Source organism: Curtobacterium sp. MCSS17_011, from assembly GCF_003224275.1.
In the GTDB taxonomy this organism is placed as follows: Bacteria; Actinomycetota; Actinomycetes; order Actinomycetales; family Microbacteriaceae; genus Curtobacterium.
Genome location: NZ_QKLE01000024.1, coordinates 20,214 through 35,855, shown reverse-complemented (window position 1 = coordinate 35,855; position 15,642 = coordinate 20,214). Strand labels below are relative to the sequence as shown.

The 15,642-nt window shown below is 71.7% G+C and carries 14 protein-coding genes; 3 read left to right on the top strand and 11 right to left on the bottom strand.

The window, feature by feature from the left end; translation table 11 throughout:
* Nucleotides 1-19: 19 nt before the first annotated feature.
* Entirely contained in the window at nucleotides 20-862 is an 843-nt protein-coding gene (locus tag DEJ17_RS14050; protein WP_110894822.1) for a PhzF family phenazine biosynthesis protein, read from the bottom strand.
* Nucleotides 863-871: 9 nt separating this feature from the next.
* Nucleotides 872-1,426, bottom strand: coding sequence for a DUF805 domain-containing protein (locus DEJ17_RS14045; protein WP_110894821.1), 555 nt, complete (start codon nucleotides 1,424-1,426; stop codon nucleotides 872-874).
* Between the two features lie 108 nt (nucleotides 1,427-1,534).
* On the opposite strand from DEJ17_RS14045, the gene DEJ17_RS14040 reads away from it, so the two are divergent.
* Nucleotides 1,535-2,047 (top strand): hypothetical protein, encoded by a 513-nt coding sequence (locus DEJ17_RS14040; RefSeq protein ID WP_110894820.1) that lies wholly within the window; start codon nucleotides 1,535-1,537, stop codon nucleotides 2,045-2,047.
* Nucleotides 2,048-2,202: 155 nt separating this feature from the next.
* Here DEJ17_RS14040 and DEJ17_RS14035 read toward each other — a convergent pair whose 3' ends face one another.
* Nucleotides 2,203-3,162 (bottom strand): hypothetical protein, encoded by a 960-nt coding sequence (locus tag DEJ17_RS14035; RefSeq protein ID WP_110894819.1) that lies wholly within the window; start codon nucleotides 3,160-3,162, stop codon nucleotides 2,203-2,205.
* An 85-nt stretch (nucleotides 3,163-3,247) separates the two neighbouring features.
* Complete coding sequence (locus DEJ17_RS14030) at nucleotides 3,248-4,534, bottom strand: ROK family transcriptional regulator (RefSeq protein ID WP_110894818.1); 1,287 nt, start codon at nucleotides 4,532-4,534, stop codon at nucleotides 3,248-3,250.
* Nucleotides 4,535-4,619: 85 nt separating this feature from the next.
* On the opposite strand from DEJ17_RS14030, the gene DEJ17_RS14025 reads away from it, so the two are divergent.
* Both DEJ17_RS14025 and DEJ17_RS14020 read left to right on the top strand, forming a co-directional pair.
* Complete coding sequence (locus tag DEJ17_RS14025) at nucleotides 4,620-5,075, top strand: GNAT family N-acetyltransferase (RefSeq protein WP_027466669.1); 456 nt, start codon at nucleotides 4,620-4,622, stop codon at nucleotides 5,073-5,075.
* A gap of 14 nt (nucleotides 5,076-5,089) precedes the next feature.
* Nucleotides 5,090-5,494, top strand: coding sequence for an MGMT family protein (locus DEJ17_RS14020; RefSeq protein ID WP_258366821.1), 405 nt, complete (start codon nucleotides 5,090-5,092; stop codon nucleotides 5,492-5,494).
* Nucleotides 5,495-5,542: 48 nt separating this feature from the next.
* Here DEJ17_RS14020 and DEJ17_RS14015 read toward each other — a convergent pair whose 3' ends face one another.
* The 7 genes from DEJ17_RS14015 to sucD all read right to left on the bottom strand — a co-directional run bounded on the left by DEJ17_RS14015 (nucleotide 5,543) and on the right by sucD (nucleotide 15,635).
* Nucleotides 5,543-5,971, bottom strand: a complete 429-nt coding sequence (locus DEJ17_RS14015; RefSeq protein WP_110894817.1) for a DUF805 domain-containing protein — start codon at nucleotides 5,969-5,971, stop codon at nucleotides 5,543-5,545.
* A gap of 37 nt (nucleotides 5,972-6,008) precedes the next feature.
* Nucleotides 6,009-7,808 carry an ABC transporter ATP-binding protein gene (locus DEJ17_RS14010; RefSeq protein ID WP_110894834.1) on the bottom strand — a complete coding sequence of 600 codons (1,800 nt, stop codon included), beginning with the start codon at nucleotides 7,806-7,808 and terminating at the stop codon, nucleotides 6,009-6,011.
* A gap of 119 nt (nucleotides 7,809-7,927) precedes the next feature.
* On the bottom strand, nucleotides 7,928-9,736 hold the full coding sequence (locus DEJ17_RS14005) for an ABC transporter ATP-binding protein (protein ID WP_110894816.1): 1,809 nt from the start codon (nucleotides 9,734-9,736) through the stop codon (nucleotides 7,928-7,930).
* 522 nt (nucleotides 9,737-10,258) lie between these two features.
* Nucleotides 10,259-11,893 carry a bifunctional phosphoribosylaminoimidazolecarboxamide formyltransferase/IMP cyclohydrolase gene (purH, locus tag DEJ17_RS14000; RefSeq protein WP_110894815.1) on the bottom strand — a complete coding sequence of 545 codons (1,635 nt, stop codon included), beginning with the start codon at nucleotides 11,891-11,893 and terminating at the stop codon, nucleotides 10,259-10,261.
* The gene (gene purN, locus DEJ17_RS13995; protein ID WP_110894814.1) at nucleotides 11,890-12,483 is read right to left on the bottom strand and encodes a phosphoribosylglycinamide formyltransferase; all 594 of its coding nucleotides are present in this window, start codon (nucleotides 12,481-12,483) and stop codon (nucleotides 11,890-11,892) included. The genes purH and purN overlap by 4 nt, the downstream gene beginning before the upstream one ends.
* 41 nt (nucleotides 12,484-12,524) lie before the next feature.
* Nucleotides 12,525-14,609, bottom strand: coding sequence for a DUF6350 family protein (locus DEJ17_RS13990; protein ID WP_110894813.1), 2,085 nt, complete (start codon nucleotides 14,607-14,609; stop codon nucleotides 12,525-12,527).
* Nucleotides 14,610-14,747: 138 nt separating this feature from the next.
* A complete protein-coding gene (sucD, locus tag DEJ17_RS13985; RefSeq protein WP_110894812.1) occupies nucleotides 14,748-15,635 on the bottom strand; it encodes a succinate--CoA ligase subunit alpha in 888 nt (295 codons plus the stop codon).
* Nucleotides 15,636-15,642: the final 7 nt, after the last annotated feature.

Sequence of the window (15,642 nt, the reverse complement as noted above, 5' to 3'; positions counted from 1 at the left end):
TTCTGGGAAGGAACGCCCGTCAGGAGATCGGCGTCGCGCTCCCCGTCACCGTGATCCCGCCGGCCTCGGGCACGTCCACGAGCAGCAGACTCGGACGCCCGACGTGCCGCCCCTGCCGGATCGTGATGCGGTCGCCCGGATGCGCTGCCCCGATCTGCCGCAGGTAGGCCCCGGTCGACGCCGCAGCCGATCCCGTCGCCGGGTCCTCGGTGATGCGGCCGGCGGGGAACAGGTTCCGCGCCTCGTACTCCCGGTCACCGGTGCGGTGGAGCACCGTGACGGTCCCCGCCCAGCCGGCCTCGCGCTTGAGCTCGGCGAGGGGCCCCGGCGCGAACCGGAACTGGTGGAACAGCTCGCGGTCGTGCAGCACGAGCACCGGGTTCCAGTTGCCGGCGAACGATTCCAGCACGGGGAACCCCGCAGCGATGTCCGCGGCCTCGAGTCCGAGCAGGTCGAACAGTCGAGCCAGCAGGGCCGGCTCGATGTCCCGCGTCGCCGGCTCGACACTGGTCATCGCGACCTGCACCGCGCCGTCCACACCGAGGGTGGCATCGAGGGCTACCTCGCCGGCTCGGGTCGTGAACACCCGGCGCCCCGGCCCCTCGCGCTCCGCCAGGGCGACGGCCAGTGCGACGGTGGCGTGCCCGCAGAACGGAACCTCGGCGCCCGGCGAGAAGTAGCGGACCAGCGGCCCGGTCGCCGTCGCACCGACGACGAAGGCGGTCTCGGGGTACCCGACCTGCCGGGCGATCGTGAGCATCTGGTCGTCGGTCAGTCCGGCCGCGTCGAGCACGAGCCCGGCGGGGTTGCCACCACCCGGCTCGGCGGCGAAGGCGGTGTACCGGAGGATCTCCTGCTGCATGCCCCGACGCTACTGCGGTGTCACGACCGGGTGCGCGGGCCGATCACCGACGGGTGGCCCGGACTGCTGCGGTGCCGCGGGTGGCTCCGAGGGCAGCGCGAGGAACACGGCGAGCGCGATGTTGCCGGCGGGCACGAGGTACAGCAGGACCCACCAACCGGATCGGTTCGTGTCGTGGAGCCGCCGCACCGCGATGGCGATCCAGGGCAGCAACGCCGCGAGCCCGACGACCACGAAGACCCCCAGTGCGACCTTGGCGAAGACCGGCATCGACGTGAGCAGGAACCACCAGACCGGGAACGGGTTGAAGGACTGCATCGCCTGGTCGAGGACGCGCGCTTCCTCCGGGGTCGGCACGGTCGGCGGCGTGATGAAGAGTCCGACGCCGTACACGATGTTGATCGCAGCGGAGATGATCGCCCACCAGAGCGCCCACCACCAGAACTCGGCGCGAGCGGCACGACCGCGGAACACGAGGTACCCCCGCCAGAACCGCGAGAACGAGGCGGTGAAGGTGGCCTGGTGCCAGGGGACCCCGACCGGTGGCTGCTGCGTCTGGTGCACCGAACCTGCTTACCGACGCGACCTGAGCAAGCGGGTGGGGGTAACCCCCGACCGCTTCCGGGTGCGCACGTGATGTTTCAGCGCCGCGTCCGTCGCGAGACTGGATCCATGAGCACCGACACGCGCCCCACCACCGCCCGCCGCACCCTCCGGATCGCCCTCGCTTCCACCGCCGCGGTGTCCGCCCTGCTGCTGACCGCCGGCTGCAGCGCGATCCAGGACATCGTGCCGAACAAGACCCCGCAGAAGCACTTCGACGCGCACTCCGACGCCCCGCGCTCCGGGGAGTCCGAGGACCTGGCGTTCTTCATGCCGAAGTGGGTGCCGGAGGACGCGAAGGACATCGACGTCCGCCTCCACGTCTCCCAGCCCGGGTACGTCATCGGGTTCGCGTCGAAGGACGGCGTCGACGTGGACGACTGCACCGCGCTCGATGAGTCGTACGGCGGCACTGCGATGACCGCCGACTTCCTGCCCGAGGAGCTCCCGACGAAGGGCCTGGTCACCTGCGGCGACGGTCGCGCGGTCACCGAGATCGACGGCCGCTGGTACGGCTGGACCACGAAGGACGCCATCCCCGGTCAGGACGACACCCAGACCATGCACGGTTCGGCGCACTGACCGCACCCCGATGTCGGCCTGGAGGCGCGGGGCGGCCCCGCACCGCGCCTCCCGTCCGCCCCGGGGCCGGCCCCACCGCCGATGGTGAGCAGGAACGGTCGGGTCCGCACCGCGGACCCGACCGTTCCTGCTCACGGAGTGGGCGGAAGGCCGCGTCAGCGCTCCGTGACCTCCGAGAAGTCCGGCGTCCCGTCGGGCAGCGCGGGCAGGGGCGTGCCGTCGACGTAGCGGGGCCACGCCAGCGCACGGGAGGCTGTGGGACGGGCCGCGTAGCGACGACCGTCGGACGCGACGACCGTGTCGGGGGTCGGCTTCGACGTCGGTGCCGGTGGCGACGCGGGCGGGACGGGCGCGGCGAGCAGCGGAGCCGCGGGCACGGGAGCGTCGGGCGTCGGCGTCGCGCTCCGTGCCGGCTGCAGCTCGGGCTCCGACCACGTCGCCGACGGCACCGAGGCCCGCGGACGGAACAGTGCGTTGCTGAGCGGCACCACGACGGTCCCGAGCAGGTCGAGGATCACCACCACCCAGACGAGCCGCCAGTAGCCCCGCGCGTAGTCGACGTCCGGCGCGAGCAACGGGATCGAGAGCAGCAGTGCGAGCAGGGCGATCACGCCGACGGTGGCCTTGGCCACGACCTGCAGCGCTGGGGTCGGGTAGCGGCGGTGGATGACGAGCAGCAGGTGCACGTGCAGCAGTGCCACCCGGGCCACGCCGACGAGCCACATCCAGTGCCAGAAACGCTCCAGGACGAGCCAGATCCCGTCGTCATCGGCCAACGGGCCGCTCGGCACGATCCACACCTTGGCCAGCCCGGCGACGAGCAGGTACATCGACGTGACGATGCTCACGAAGGCGAAGGTCCCCGACCGCCTGGACGAGACGTCGGCGTCGTACCAGGACAGCAGCGCGAAGACGACCACCACGACGATCGTCAGGAGCAGCTGCACCGCGACCCGTCCGAAGTCGCCGACCAGTACCGCGATGATCCCGATGAGTCCCGCGGCGACGACCGCGCCGATGATGGTCCGGAAGACGAGCGGGCGCACCCGGGCCCACCGCGGGTCCATCGCGTCGGTCGCGTTCGCCGCGTCCGTCGCCTGCGTCGTGTTCGTCATGCGTCCCCCACCGTTCCCCGCCTCGGGGCGGATCGTCGATCCGCAGCGTAGCGGGCCGAGGCGGGTACGACGCGGCGGACGCCTGTCAGCGTCGGATCAGCAGTCCGCTCGCCCGCGGGGACAACGCCGCGTCGAGCACCAGGCAGGCGGCACCCACGGCGGCGACGTCGGCACCGCGGTCGCTCTCCACCACCTGCACGGCGTGCTTCGGCACGAGCAACGGCGACCCGACGATGGCGGTCCGCGCAGCCGGCAGGGCAGCACTCGCGATGCGTGACCAGAACGGGCCGCCGAACACCACGCGGTCGATGTCGAGCAGGTTCACGATGAGGACGACGGCGTTGCCCATCACGGTGCCGGCGTCGGCCGCGAGCGTGACGGCGGTGTCGTCCCCGTCGGCGATGGCCCGGGCGAGCTCGTCCCACGCGGCGTTGACTGCGTCGACCGAGTCGGCACCCGAGGCATCGGCGTCGGCACCGGCCTCGGCGACCGCGCCGCTGCCCGACAACGCGAGCCCCCGCGACCGGGCGATCCGCACCAGCCGGTCCGGCGCCACGGCGGCACCGACCTCGCCGCGCGTGCCCGAGCCGTCCGGGGTGCCGGCGAGGGACCCCTGATCGACCATGATGTGTCCGGCGTCACCCGCGTTCGATCCCACCCCGCGCACGGGTTCGTGGTCGACGACGAGCCCGACGCCGAACCCCGTGCCGAAGTACACGAACGCGAAGTTCCGGGCCGAGGACTCCCCCGCCAGGAACATCTCACCGACCGCGGCGGCAGTGACGTCCTTCTCGAGCAGGACCGGGTAGCCGGTGGCCTCGGCGAGCGCGTCGCGCAGCGGCACGTCCCGCCACCGGGGCAGGAACGGCGGGTCGACCACGATGCCGGCCTCGACGTCGATGGGTCCGGGGCTCGCGATCCCGACGCCGAGCACGCTGTCGACGGCGACCCCGGCGTCGGCGACGAGCCCGTCGACGGCCGAGGCGATGGTGCGCACCACCTCGGACGGGTCGTCGGCCGTGGGGGTCGAGGTGGTGGAAGCGGCGACGACAGTGCCGGCGAGGTCGAGCAGCACGTAGGTGACGACGGCCGGGTCGATGTGCACACCGACCGCGTACCGACTGCCCGGTTCGAGCCGCAGGATGGTGCGGGGCTTGCCGCGGCCGGAGACGACGGTGCCGGACTCGACGATCATGCCGGCCTCGATCAGGAACCGGGTGACGTTCGAGACGGTCTGCGCGCTCAGCCCCGTGCGGGCGGCGAGTTCGACGCGGCTCAGGCCGTCGGGCGAGCGGCGGACGGCGTCGAGGACCACGGTGCGGTTGAACCCGCCGATCGACGGGAGGTTCGCTCCGCGTCGATGCTCTGCCATGCCGCGACCATACCGTGGCAACGGTGCGGTCTCGGTCTGCCGTCGTCACTGGCCCCCGCAGGGTCCGCACCGTTACCCTGGCCGCATGTCCGACCTGCGCCTGGAAGAACTCTCCGCGAAGACCGCTGCCGCGGCCAACTCCCTGACGCTCAAGCCGGGCCAGGAACAGTTCGTGCAGCCGACCACCTACGGGGTCGCCGAGTCCGACGTCAAGCCGAGCTCCGCGTGGACCCGCGTCGTCCTCGACGACGACGAGGTCCTCGGTCTGATCATCGGTTCGTTCGACGCCGACAACGCGCAGGAAGAGCTGCGCAGCTGCATCTGGCGCGTCAACGTGGCGGCGAGCGCGCAGGGCCGGGGCGTCGGTCGCTTCGCCGTGCACGGCCTGGCGGACGAGGCACGCAGCCGCGGGTTCGAGCGGCTGACGGTCGTGTACGAGCCGGGCGGCGACGACAGCCCCGAGGCGTTCTTCCGCGCCGTGGGCTTCGAGGTCGTGCGCGAGACCCAGTACGGCGACCACTTCGCGGTCCTGACGCTCTAGCACGCTCCGACGCCGTGCCCTCCGACGACGTGGCATCCGACGCCGTGCCGTCCGACGATGCCGCGGTCGGCTTCGGCGCCGCCGTCGACTTCGGCGCCGCCGTCGACTTCGGCGCCGCCGTCGCCGAGGTGGTGCGGATGATCCCGCCCGGTCACGTCATGACGTACGGCGACGTCGCCGCCGCCCTCGGGTCGCGGGCGCCGCGTGCCGTCGGCAAGGTGATGGCGCACGAGGGCGCCGACCTGCCGTGGTGGCGTGTGGTGCGCGCGGGTGGGCACCCGCCACTCCACCACGAGGCCCGGGCGCTCGAGCACTACCGGGCCGAGGGGACGCCGCTCGTGCAGGGGACGTCGGCCTGGAGGCTCGACATGCGTCGTGCGCGCTGGTCACCGGCAACGGACGCGGACGACCCGTTCTGATCCCGGTCCGCGCAGGTCGGCCCGCCAGGGTCCGCCGCGGGTCGGCCGTCAGCGGTCGAAGCGCGCACCCTTCGGGTTCGCGGGCAGCAGGCACAGCACGTACACGATGAGCGCGCCGATGCCCGGCAGCACGTGCAGGAACTGCCAGAAGCCGGACAGGTTCGCGTCGTGCAGCCGTCGGGCGCCGAGGGCGAGCGACCCGATGAGCGTCGCGAGCACCCACAGCATGAACAGGTACGAGCCGACGGGGTTCTCGAGCACCGGGGTGTCCGGCGTGAACACCTGCGGCACGAGCTGCAGCACGAGCCCGATCGCGAACGACGTCAGCCACCACCACCAGAACTCGGCGCGCGATGCCCGTCCGGTGAACACGGTGTACTTCCGCCAGAACCGTCGGACGGCCTCGGTGAAGGGGGCACCGTAGAAGGGGTCGTGCAGGGCGACGCCGCCGGGCTGCACCACGCTGTCGTTGCTCATGGAGCAAGCCAACCACGTGGCGCAGCCCGACCGGGGCCTAGACGAGCGAGTCGCGCCAGGCCGCGTGCAGCTGGGCGAACCGCCCGGTGCCGGCGATGAGGTCGGCGGGGGTGCCGTCCTCGACGATCTTGCCGTGCTCCATCACGAGCACCCGGTGGGCGATCGCGACGGTGGACAGCCGGTGCGCGATGATCACCGCGGTACGGTCGGCGAGCAGGGTCTCCAGGCCCTCCTGCACGAGTCGTTCCGAGGGGATGTCGAGCGACGCCGTGGCCTCGTCGAGGATGAGCACCTTCGGGTCCGCGATGAACGCCCGCGCGAACGAGAGCAGCTGCCGCTGGCCCGCCGAGACACGACCACCGCGCTTGTTCACGTCGGTGTCGTACCCGTCGGGCAGCGCCATGATGAACTCGTGCGCGCCGACGGCCTTGGCGCTCGCCTCGATCTCCGCACGCGACGCACCGGGCTTGCCGAGCGCGATGTTGTCCGCGACGGTCCCGGAGAACAGGTACGCCTCTTGGGTGACCATGACGATCGCGCGGCGCATGTCCTTCGTGTCGAGGTCGCGCAGGTCCACGCCGTCGAGCTTCACCGAGCCCTGGGTCGGGTCGTAGAAGCGCGCCATGAGCTTGGCGAGCGTCGACTTGCCGGCACCGGTGGACCCGACGAGCGCGATGGTCTGCCCCGCCGGGATGTGCAGGTCGAACTCCGGCAGCACGACCTTGCCCTTGTTGTAGGCGAAGACGACGTCGTCGAAGTCCATCTTCCCGGTGGCGTCCGCCAGACGGGTGGGCTTCACGGGGTCCGGCACGCTCGGCCGTTCCTCGAGGACACCCGAGATCTTCTCCATCGCCGCCGAGGCCGACTGGTACCCGTTGTAGAACATCGCGAGTTCCTGCGCCGGGTCGAAGAAGCGCTTGGCGTACAGCGCGACCGCGAGCAGCGCACCGACCTCCAGCGTCCCGCCGACGATCCGGAAGCCACCGACGATGACGACCGCGGCGAGCGTCGCGTTGCCGATGAGCACGAGCACCGGGTCGAACGTGCCGAACAGGTTGAACACCTTCGTGTTCGCCACCCGGTAGTCCTCGACGAAGCCGCCGTACTCATCACGGTTGCGGGACTCCTTGCGGAACGCCTGCACCGCGCGGATGCCGGTCATCGTCTCGACGAAGTGCACGATCACGCGCGCCGAGGTGACGCGGGTAGCGCGGAACAGCGTCTGCGAGTTCGTCTGGAACCAGCGGATCAGGAACCAGAGCGGCACGAGCGACACCGCGAGCACGAGCCCGGACGTCGGGTCGAGCAGCACCAGGGCCACGGCGGTGAACACCATGTACAGCACGCCCTGGATCAGCTGGTTCAGCCCGGAGTCGAGCAGCTCGCGGATCGAGTCGAGGTCACTCGTCTGACGCGAGATGATCCGGCCCGACGTGTAGGTCTCGTGGAACTCGAGCGAGAGCCGCTGCGTGTGCAGGAACACCCGCTTGCGCAGGTCGAACAGGATCGCCTGGCTGATCCGCGCCGCGAGCACGGTGTACCAGGCAGTGAGCACCGCACCGAGGACGGCCACGACGATGTACGTCGCGACGACCCCGAACGCCGGCACCCAGTCGTTCTGGTTCATCACCGCGGGCAAGGCGTTGTCGATGCCCCACGCGATGAGCGCCGGCCCCGCGACGGTGCCGGCGGTCGAGACCACGACCACGATGCCGAGCAGCACGAGCCGGAGCTTCAGCGGTGCGGCGAGGGACCCGAGCAGGGCGAGGGACCGGCGCCGCAGGCGCTTGCTCTCGGCCTTCGTGAAGTCCTCACGCTCCTCGCCGCGCACGCCCATGGTGGTGATCGAGGCGGTGACGGGGGCGGCAGACTGCGTGTCGGCGATGTCGTCGACGACGGGATCCGCGCCTCCCGGCCCGGCCGACGTGTCGAGCGGCAGGTTCTTCTCTTGCTGGCTCATGCCATCGCCTCCTGTCGTGCGGTCGCGTCGTCGTCGTCGAGCGACGAGATGACGTAGCGGTAGTGCTCGTTGGTGGCCATCAGGTCGTGGTGGGTCCCGACGGCCGTGACGACGCCGTTCTCCATCAGGGCGACCCGGTCGGCCAGCGTCACCGTCGACGGACGGTGCGCCACGATGAGCGACGTGGTGTCGGCGAGCACGCGCCGCAGGCCCGCCTCGACCCGCGCCTCGGTGTCGACGTCGAGCGCCGACAGCGGGTCGTCGAGCACGAGCACCGACGGCCGCGCGGCGATCGCGCGGGCGAGTGCCAGGCGCTGGCGCTGGCCGCCGGACAGCGACAGCCCCTCTTCACCGACCCGGGTGTCGACGCCGTCGGGCAGGTCGTCCACGAAGGACGCCTGCGCGATGTCGAGCGCCTCGCGCATGAGCGCCTCGGCCTCGGCACCCTGCACGTCCGGACGACCGAGCAGCACGTTCTCACGCACGGTCGACGAGAACAGGGTGGCGTCCTCGAAGGCGACGCCGACGTGCCGACGCAGTTCCTCGCGGGTGAGGTCGCGGATGTCGACCCCGTCGATCGTCACCGAACCGCCGGTCACGTCGTACAGACGCGGCACGAGCGAGAGCAGCGTCGTCTTGCCGCAGCCGGTGAGCCCGACGAGCGCCATGGTCTCGCCCGGCTGCAGCTGCAGTTCGACGCCGTTGATCAGGTCCGGGTACTGCGGTGCGGAGTCCTGGTACCGGAAGTGCACGCCGTTGAACGACAGGGCACCGTGCGGCTGGGCGATCGTCTTCGGGTGCTCCGGGTCCGTGATGGTGTTCTCGGAGTCCATGACCTCGAAGAAGCGGTCGACCGCCGTGCGGGTGTCGAACGTCATCGAGAGCAGGAAGCCGATCGACTCGATCGGGAACCGCAGCACCGTCGCCGTCGCGAAGAACGCGAACAGCTGGCCGACGCTGAGCTGCCCCTGCGACGCCAACCAGATGCCGGCGAGCAGGCACAGCGCGAACGCGACGTCCGGCACGAGCAGCAGCCACAGCCAGATGCCCGCGATGGCCTTCGCCTTCTTGATCTCGGTGCCGCGCAGAGCCTCGGCCTGCTCGCTGAACTCCTCGAGCTTCGCGCCGCCGCGACCGAACGCCTTGAGCACGCGGATGCCGTGCACCGACTGCTCGACGCTCGTGGCGAGGTCACCGACCTGGTCCTGGCTGCGGCGGGCGACGGCGGAGTACCGGCGCTCGAACAGCAGGCCGTTGATCCACAGCGGGATCGACGCGATCAGGAAGATCAGCCCGAGGATCCAGCCGAAGGTGAACAGCACGACGAAGCCGACGACGATCGTCACGATGTTCACGACGAGCAGGACCACGCCGAAGGCCAGCCAGCGCCGGATCAAGGACAGGTCCGACACGGAACGGGACAGCAGCTGCCCGGACTCCCAGCGGTCGTGGAACGCGACCGGCAGGTCCTGCAGCTTCGCGTAGAGCGAGTTGCGCATGCTGGTCTCGATGCGGGTCGAGGGGCGCATCACCAGCCGGCGGCGCGAGGCGATGAAGAACGCCTCGAGCACACCGAGGGCGAGCACCCCGAGCCCGGCGGGCCAGATCTGTGCCGAGTCGCGCGACGACAGCGGACCGTCGACGAGCCACTGCAGCACGTAGGGGATTGCGAGCGCCACCAGGGAGGCCCCCATCGCTGCGGCCATGCCGCCGATGAGGCGCCCCTGGTAGGGCTTCACGTAGGGGTAGATCCGCGCGATCGCGCGGAAGGTGGACGGGCGCGCCGTGGTGGGCGACTTGGACATGCGTTGCGTCCTCATGCGTCTGCCGGGTCCCCGGGTCGCGCTACTGCTCGCTTGCGTGCGTGCGTGGGCGGCTTCGGCCTGGAGGCTCGGTGTGGCGTTGCGTGGTGATCATCGGCCGGGCGCATGGTCGCGCCTCCGCCGTCACTCGCGTGACGTCGGGCGGGCCGGAGGCACCGAGGGACAGTCGTCCCCCGGGTTCAGGCGGGTGGTTCGCGGACGCGAGTGGTGCTGCGCCGCGGGGCCGTGGGAACGGCCCGACTAGACGGCGGCCGCAGCGCGGGGCCGCGGTGCGATCAGGGATCGCCGTGCGGGAGTGGTCCCCACGACGGACACGAGACCTGCACGGGCGGCCGTCGCCACGGTTCCGGTCATGTTGTCCATCGTCACTCCAGTCGTCGTCTTCGTCACCGTTGTGTCCGCGGTGCCGCCGGTCCCGAGGGATCGTCGGCTGCCTGCCGCGGAGCCTTACAGACTATTCACAGTGACTCTCGGCGCGCAATGGTTCGCCACCGATTGTTCAGATCAGTGGAAGAAATGGCGCTCGCTCGTGAAGTACATCGTGACGCCGGCCGCCTTCGCCGCGGCGATGACCTCGTCGTCGCGGACGCTGCCGCCGGGCTGCGCCACCGCACGGACACCGGCGTCGAGCAGGACCTGCAGGCCGTCGGCGAACGGGAAGAAGGCATCGGACGCCGCGACGCTGCCGGTCGCCCGGTCACCCGCCCGGTTCACCGCGAGGTGGCAGGAGTCGACCCGGTTCACCTGACCCATGCCGACGCCGACGCTCGCGCCCCGGTTCGCCAGCAGGATGGCGTTCGACTTCACCGAGCGGCTCGCCTTCCACGCGAAGGCCAGGTCGGTGAGGGTCTGCTCGTCGGCGGGTTCGCCGGCGACGAGGGTCCACGTGGCCTGGTCGAAGCCCGTGAAGCGGTCGGCGTCCTGCACCAGGAACCCGCCGGAGATCTGCTTGACCTCGCGGTCGGCCAGCGCGAAGTCGGCCGGCAGCGTGAGCAGGCGGATGTTCTTCTTGCGCGACAGGATCTCGAGGGCCTCCGGGTCGAAGCCCGGGGCGACGACGACCTCGGTGAAGATGTCCTTCACGGTCTCGGCCATGGCCACGGTGACCGGGCGGTTCGCGGCGATGACCCCGCCGAACGCCGAGAGCGGGTCGCAGGCGTGCGCGGCGGCGTGGGCCGAGGCGATCGGGTCGGCGGACTCGGCCGGGGCGATCGCGATGCCGCACGGGTTGGCATGCTTGATGATCGCGACGGCGGGCTCGTCGAAGTCGAAGGCCGCACGGACCGCTGCGTCGGCGTCGACGTAGTTGTTGTACGACATCTCCTTGCCGTGCAGCTGCGTCGCCTGTGCGATGCCGGTGCCGTCCGACGTCGTGTAGAGCGCCGCGGCCTGGTGGGCGTTCTCGCCGTAGCGCAGGGTCGCGGACAGCTCGGCCTCGAACGACAGGTGCTCGTCGAACGCACCCGGGGTCCGGATGTCGCCGCTCGTGGTCGGGGCTGCTGCGGCGGTGACGACGTCGCTCGCGAAGTAGGACGCCACCGCGGTGTCGTAGGCGGCGGTGTGGGCGAAGGCCTGGGCGGCGAGGCGCTTCCGGAGCTCGAGCGTGGTGCCGCCGGCCCGCACGGCCTCGACGACCTCGGGGTAGGACGCCGGGGACACGACGATCGCCACGTTCGGGTGGTTCTTCGCCGAGGCGCGGACCATCGCGGGGCCGCCGATGTCGACGTTCTCGACCACGGTCGCGGTGTCGGCACCCGACGCCACGGTCTCGACGAACGGGTAGAGGTTCACGACGACGAGCTCGAACGGCGCGATGTCGAGGTCGGCGAGCTGCTGCTCGTGCGACTCGAGCCGCAGGTCGGCGAGCAGGCCGGCGTGCACCGACGGGTGCAGGGTCTTCACCCGGCCGTCGAGCGACTCGGGGAACCCGGTGACGCTCGCGACGTCGGTGACGGCGTAGCCCGCGTCACGGATGGCCTGCGCGGTGGAGCCGGTCGACACGATCTCGACCCCGGAGTCGGCCAGGGCGCCGGCGAGCTCGAGCAGGCCGGACTTGTCGCTCACCGAGACGAGGGCACGGCGGACCGGGACCACGTCACGGTCGCGGTAGAGGCTGGGGTCGGCTGCGTGCACGCTCATGCGCTCGGGGTGCCCTTCAGGTCGGTGGTGCCGTTGGCGATGTCGAGGATGGTCTGGATGAGCAGGCGGCGCTCGACCGGCTTGATGCGGTCGTGCAGCGTCGACTCGGTGTCGCCCGGCAGCACCGGGATGCGCTCCTGCGCGAGGATCGGCCCCGTGTCGACGCCGTCGTCGACCGCGATGACGCTCGCGCCGGTCTCGGTGACCCCGGCGGCCAGGGCGTCCCGCACGCCGTGGGCGCCGGGGAACTCGGGCAGGTGGGCCGGGTGGGTGTTGATGATCCCCGGGGCGAACTCGGACACCACGGCCGGGGGCAGCAGGCGCATCAGGCCGGAGAGCACGAGCAGGTCGGGCGACCACGGGCGGATCTGCTCCGCCAGGGCCTGGCCCCACTCGGCGCGGGAGTCGTAGCGGGTGAAGGGCACCGTGAAGGTCGGGATCGAGAACTCCTCGCCGAGACCGAGGCCCTCGGCGTCACGGTCGGCACCGATGGCGACGACACGGGCGGGGTACTCGGCGTCGAAGGTCGCTTCGAGCAGGGCTCGGAGGTTCGACCCGGTACCGGAGATCAGGACGACCAGTTCGAGCACGGCACCAACCCTACCGGCAGGCACGCACTCGACGGGCGCTGTTACCGGTCGTCCTTGGGCTGCCGCCACCAGGGCAGCTCGTCCTCGGGGATCTGGTCGGTGACGTCCCACTTCGCCGGGCGGGACTGCTCCGCCGGCCTCGCAGCAGGCGCCCGGGTGTCCGGCGCGACGTCCACGCGGTCCGCCTCGGACGTCTCGTCCACGTCGTCGCGACCGGCGACGAACTCCTCGGTGCTCCACGGGAACGCGGGCTGGGCGTCGGTCGGCACCGGGGTGGGTGCGGGTGCGGGTGTGGACGCGGGTGCGGGGGCTGCGGGCCGCTCGGAGCCTGGCCGCTGCTGGGCGGGCCGCTCCGGCTCGGCGTCGGAGCCGGTCACGCGGTCGCGGAGTGCACCGGCTCGTCCCCGGACGCCCTCGGCCGCGCCGGCCAGGCGGTCGCGGAGGCCGCCCAGGGCCGCTCGTCCGGTGCTGCGGCGCTCCGGTTCGGGCTCGGCGGCCAGGCGGTCGGCGGCCACCGCATCGGTCTTCGCCCAGTCGGGGAGCTCGACGTCGCGGTCGGTGTCGTGGTCGCGCGGGGCGACGGGCGGGGGCGTCGGCGCGGAGGCGAGTGCGCGAGCGGGCTGCGCCGCCGTCGCACCGGCTGGCTCGTCCCCGACGACCTCGCTGCCGATCGGCCCGATCGGCCCGGTCACCTGCTCGGTCGTCGCGCGGGGTCGTGCAGCGGTCGACCCGTCGTGGGACTCCTCGACCACGAAACGGTGCACGTCGGTGGTGCGCCCGGCCCCGGCCTGGTCGAGTGCGGCGAGCAGGGACCCCTCGCTGACGCCGACCCCGGCGCGCGCCGTGTCGTCGTCCTCGTCGGCTTCGTCGGCCTCGGTCCAGCGCTCCCGCGTCCAGCCGCCCTCCGGCAGCCGGACGAGGTCACTGCCCGCGGCGAGGGCGATGATCGCCGGCAGGCCGACCTCGAGTGCGGCGAACCCACCGACCGCCAGGGCGTCCGGGCCGACGTCGGCCAGGCGCCCGGGGCCGAACGAACCGGACGACACCCAGGCGATGAGCCCCGTGAGCACCCCGGCCACGAGTCCTGCCGCGACGCCGCCGAACGCACGGTGCAACGCGGAGTCGGCGGTGCCCAGGGCCCGCACCAAGCGCGGACGCATCGAGCCGCCGATCGCGAACCCGGCGATGACCGGCACCAGGATCCAGACGAGCCCGAAGGTGTGACCAGAGGTCGGCAGGGCGCCGAAGACCGGCAGACCGGGGATCGGGCCCAGGGTCGTGGCGATCGGGGACACGCCCGACCCGGTGCCGATGGCGAACCCCGGGCCGATCAACCACGAGGTCGCCCACCCGACGAAGTCCGGCAGGAACGCGAGCTGCCCGACGGTGAGCGCGACGCCGCCGATGACCCCGGCGTGCGACTGCTCGTACAGGGTGATGACCTCGGCGAAGGACGTGAAGAGGAGCAGGCCGACCAGCACCGCGGCCACGCTGACGACCACGGCGGTCGCGGCGGTCCCGGCGCGCAGGCCGAACCCGGCGACGGTCCGCCAGACGGCGGGGATGCGGTCGACCAGGTCGATGACGCGCTGGGTGCCGGCGTCGGCGGGCATGTCACGGCGACGACGGCAGACCTCGGAGACGGCGAGTGCGGGGATCCCGAACCAGAGCGCCGGCAGCAGCACGGCCTGCCAGAGCGTGGGGCGGGTGGCAGCCGAGGTCGACGACAAGGCGACGGCCAGGCCGAGGAGCGCGACGACGGCGGTCCCGACCAGCAGGCCGGTGGTGCGGTGCTCGGTCTCGGCGAACCGGCGTCCGGCACGAGCGCCGAGCCAGGCCGTCACGACCGCGAACCCGAGGGCCGCCAGGGTCACGTGGATGGGGTCGGCGGCGCCGCTGACCCCTGTGCTCTTCGCGAGTGCGGACCCGAGCAGGAACGAGACGTCGACGCCGTGACCGACGAGCCACACGCTGCCGGTGGCCTTCCAGAACACGTCCCAGTCGACCTGCAGGCCGTACTCGAACCCCCAGAGCAGCGTCAGGGGCACGAGGGCGATCCCGATGCCGACGCCGACCGTCACGACCGCCTCGATCGCGGCGAGCAGAGCGGTTCCCAGGCGGTTCATCGCAGCGAGGATACGTGCCCCTCGCGCGACCGCCCCTGAGCCGCGCGGCTACTGACGCAAAACACCGGTGTTCGCCGGACGAACACGCGCAGGACGCGGTTCAACGGGCGAACACCGGTGTTTTGCGGAAGACGAACGCTAGCGAGCGGCGACGACCTCGCGCAGCAGCGCGGCGGTCTCGGACGGCGTCTTGCCGACCTTGACGCCGGCGGCCTCGAGTGCCTGCTTCTTCGCCTCGGCGGTGCCGGCCGAACCGGACACGATCGCGCCGGCGTGGCCCATCGTCTTGCCCTCGGGAGCGGTGAAGCCCGCGACGTAGCCGACGACCGGCTTGGTGACGTGCGCCTTGATGAACTCGGCGGCGCGCTCTTCCGCGTCGCCACCGATCTCGCCGATCATCACGATGGCCGAGGTGCTGGGGTCGGCCTCGAACGCGGCGAGCGCGTCGATGTGCGTGGTGCCGATGACCGGGTCGCCGCCGATGCCGATGGCGGTCGAGAAGCCCAGGTCACGGAGCTCGTACATCATCTGGTAGGTCAGGGTGCCGGACTTCGAGACGAGCCCGATCGGGCCCTTGCCGGTGATCGTCGCCGGGGTGATGCCGACGAGGGACTCCCCCGGGGTGATGATGCCGGGGCAGTTCGGCCCGATGATCCGGGTCGTGCCGCCCTTCGCCTTGGCGTGCGCCCAGAACTCGGCCGAGTCCTGCACGGGGATGCCCTCGGTGATGACGACGACGAGCGGGATCTCGGCGTCGATGGCCTCCATCACGGCGTCCTTCGCGAACGCCGGCGGGACGAAGACGATCGAGACGTCGGCACCGGTGGTGTCGATGGCCTCGCGCACCGAGCCGAAGACCGGCAGCGACACATCGCCGTGGGTGACGGTTGTGCCGGCCTTGCGGGCGTTGACACCGCCGACGACGTTCGTGCCGGCCTTGAGCATGAGTGCGGTGTGCTTCGTGCCCTCGCCGCCGGTGATGCCCTGGACGATGACCTTGGAGTCCTTGTTGAGGAAGATCGACATGGTCAGT